Origin of the sequence: Achromobacter sp., from assembly GCF_036567245.1 — a bacterium.
In the GTDB taxonomy this organism is placed as follows: Bacteria; Pseudomonadota; Gammaproteobacteria; order Burkholderiales; family Burkholderiaceae_B; genus Achromobacter.
This window is the reverse complement of sequence record NZ_DATCUY010000365.1, coordinates 1-3,661: the sequence shown is the minus strand read 5'-3', so window position 1 is coordinate 3,661 and position 3,661 is coordinate 1. Positions and strand designations below refer to the sequence as shown.

Below are 3,661 nucleotides of genomic sequence, written 5' to 3'. Positions count from 1 at the left end.
TTTGAGTCGGTGGCCCCCTATGCACGGCGCCTGATCGACCAGGCGGGCGTGCCGGACGTAGATGCGATCGACGGCCTGCCACCAGCGGTGGCGCTGCAGCAGCAGCGGGGGTCCAGCAATGCGCGTTCCTCCGTGGGCAGTGTGACCACCCTGTCCAGCCTGGTGCGGATGATGTATTCGCGCGCCGGCGCCTATCCCGCCAACCAGCCGATGCTGTACGCCGAGGATTTTTCGCCGAACACGCCGCAGGGGGCGTGCCCGACCTGCCACGGCTTGGGTCATGTGTACGAGGTGACCGAGGCGAACATGGTGCCCGACCCCTCCCTGAGCATCCGTGAGCGGGCGATTGCTTCCTGGCCACCCGCCTGGCAGGGCCAGAACCTGCGCGACATCCTGGTCAGCATGGGCTACGACGTTGACCGGCCGTGGAAGGACCTGCCGAAAAAGGATCGCGAGTGGATTCTGTTCACCGAGGAAACACCAACGGTGCCGGTGTACGCCGGTTTCACGCCTGCCGAAACCCGCACCGCGCTCAAACGCAAGATGGAGCCGAGCTACATGGGCACCTTCACCGGCGCCCGGCGGTATGTGTTGCACACCTTCGCCAATACCCAGAGCGCGCTGATGAGAAAGCGCGTATCCCGGTTCATGGAGGGCAAGCCGTGCCCCACCTGCCACGGCAAGAGGCTCAAGCCCGAAGCGCTGTCGGTCACCTTCGCTGGGGTGGACATCGGCGCGTTTATGCAGATGCCGCTGGACCACTTGGCGGCATTGCTCGAACCCATCGCACAGGGCGATTTCCGCGCCCATGCAGCGGGTGCGGCTACGGACAAGGAAGCGACCCGGCGCGAGCGTGCCGAACGCGCTGCCACCGGCCGTGCGGTCCATGCGGTATCGCCCGACGTGCGCCGTACCTCCGCGCTGTCGGAAGAAAAGCGCCTCGCCGCACAGCGCCTGGCTGGAGGTGTGATGGCGCGCCTGCGCCAACTGCGCGAGCTAGGCCTGGGCTACCTGACGCTGGACCGGGCCACGCCGACGCTTTCGGCCGGCGAGTTGCAACGCTTGCGGTTGGCCACGCAATTAAGTTCCCTGCTGTTCGGCGTCGTGTACGTACTTGACGAACCCTCGGCGGGCCTGCATCCCTCCGACAGCCAGGCCCTGTACGATGCACTCGACCGGCTGCGCGACGCGGGCAACTCGGTGTTTGTGGTGGAGCACGACCTGGACCTGATGCGCCGCGCGCAATGGCTCGTGGATGTCGGGCCGGATGCCGGGGAGCGTGGCGGCCGCGTGCTCTACAGCGGCGAGCCGGATGGCCTGCGCAAGATTGCCGAATCGCGTACTGCACGTTACCTGTTTGACGAAATTCCCGCACCCGGAAGCCGAGCACGCGAAGCGACCGGCTGGTTGGAGCTGCAGGGCATCCACCGCCATAACCTGCATGGCGTGGATGCGCGCATTCCGCTGGGCGTGCTGACAGCCGTTACCGGCATCTCTGGCTCCGGCAAATCCAGCCTCATCGCGCAGGCCCTGCCGGAATTGATGCTGCTGCACCTGGGCCACGAGCCTGAAGACGATGCCGCCGAAAGCGCCACCAGCGAAGGGCCGGCAGTGGTCGAAGCGACCGGCGGCCATCTGGCGGGCGACGTGGACGCCATACAGCGCCTGGTGCAGGTTGACCAGAAGCCGATCGGGCGCACGCCGCGGTCGAACCTGGCTACCTACACGGGTCTGTTCGACCATGTGCGCAAGCTGTTCGCCGCCACGCCCGATGCTCGACGCCGCCGCTATGATGCCGGACGGTTCTCGTTCAACGTCGCCAAGGGGCGCTGCGAGACTTGCGAGGGCGAAGGTTTCGTTAGCGTGGAACTGCTGTTCATGCCTAGCGTGTACGCGCCGTGCCCGACCTGCCATGGCGCGCGCTACAACGAGGCCACGCTGAAGGTGCAGTGGAACGGGCGCAACATCGCCGAGGTGCTGCAGATGACCGTGGACGAGGCCAGCGAATTCTTCGCGGGTGAAGACGCGGTGGCAAGGCCCCTGCAACTGCTGCGCGACATCGGACTGGGCTATCTGCGCCTGGGGCAACCGGCCACTGAGCTTTCCGGTGGCGAGGCGCAGCGCATCAAGCTGGCGACCGAGCTTCAGCGCAGCCAGCGCGGCCGAAGCCTGTACGTCCTCGACGAGCCGACCACCGGGCTGCATGCGTCGGATGCCGACCGGCTGCTGGTGCAGTTGCAGCGCCTGGTCGATGCCGGCAATACCGTAGTGATGATCGAGCACGACATGCGTGCGGTGGCCCAGGCCGACTGGGTGATCGACGTAGGGCCAGGCGCGGGCGCTGCCGGCGGCAGCATCGTGGTGGCGGGTTCCCCTCAGCAGGTGGCCCGAAAGTCTGGCAGCCGAACCGCTCCGTTCCTTGCACGGGAGTTGGCGCGGGCCGAGTAGCTTAGTTCGCCAAATGTTGCCAGCTTCGCGGGGCATTGATCGTCGCCACACGGTGGTGACGGTCGCTGCCCGAGTCGCGTCACCCTTCCTGAGTCAGAGCAAGATAGGGATTGTTGGGCGGTATTTCGGCGAATACCAAGGACCTATTTTCGAGGAGGTAGCCATGCAGTCGGCGGGACTTCCTCGGGCCCGTGACTTCACAGGTCCAAATGTTCAGGCCATTTGGGTGCTTGCGGTATAGCTGCAGTTTCTAAAAGCGCTTTTGCACCCACTGCCAATCCGGTTGCTTGTCCTGCCTGACCAGCGCATCCACCTGGGGATGTTCCTACGCATAGCGCTGGAACACGCTGGGACTGACCAGGTAGGCGGTGTCGCTCACCGTATGCACGAGCGCCTTGGCGTCGTTGATGATGAGTCGCCGCGCGGCGACTCCCTGTTGCAGCCACGTCATGAAATGCTCCCCGGATGGTATGGCGACTGTTGGAGTTGATGCAGGTCCAGGCGCAGGGGTAAGTGGCAAGGGAGACGCTGCGGCTGTGGTTGGGGCAGGAACGTCAGGCTGGGCAGGGACTTTCTCCACTGGCTCTTCACCCTTCCCCATGTCGGCCGTGCCATCCAATCCAACCATCGCCAGCATGTCCTCCATGACGTCGGGCACGGGCGGGGCCGCAGTCGGCAAGGCGGTATCGCTGCGAGGGCATTCCCAAGGGGGAGTCTCCTGACCTTCGGGTGCCGGCTGCCCCACGACCGCGGGCGGTGTGCCTGGTGCACTGCCGTTGGTTTCCGCTGGCGTCGTGTCGATCGCCACCGTGCCTGCGAAAAGCGCTGGCCGCTCGCCGGATTTCCAGATCAGCGCGGGCGCGAGGCGCAACAGGGTGAACGAGTAGGACCAGCCGGTTGCACTGGTCACGGTCGCGCGCCAGACCGCCTTGCCGTCTGAGGTGGGCTGGAGCATGCCGTGGTCCTGCAGCACGTTGAAGACGGCGGTGTTGTTCGCAGGAATGCCATCGATCCCCTGAGACAGCAGGTGCGCGCGCAGCTTGTCCGAGACCGTCTTGCTCACCAGCCACAGCCCATCCTCAGTGAGCCAGCCATCGGAGGCTTCCGGCTGATTCAGCTTCAACTGTTCCTTGAGCAGGAAGCGCAGCCCGTCCAGCAGCTTGCGTTGCAGCGCGTGCCTGGGCGCGGCCATGGCGCGCGCGGGATCGCCGCC

General features: G+C 65.7%; 1 protein-coding gene and 1 pseudogene. One reads left to right on the top strand and one right to left on the bottom strand.

The annotated features are described in order from the left end of the window. Positions 1 to 2,448, top strand: a 2,448-nt coding sequence (locus VIR09_RS15750; protein WP_332013718.1) for an excinuclease ABC subunit UvrA, incomplete at its 5' end; no start/stop codon positions are given. A gap of 79 nt (positions 2,449 to 2,527) precedes the next feature. On the opposite strand, the pseudogene VIR09_RS15745 reads toward VIR09_RS15750, so the two are convergent. Then, positions 2,528 to 3,661: pseudogene (locus VIR09_RS15745) on the bottom strand (conjugal transfer nickase/helicase domain-containing protein); the annotation flags it as partial.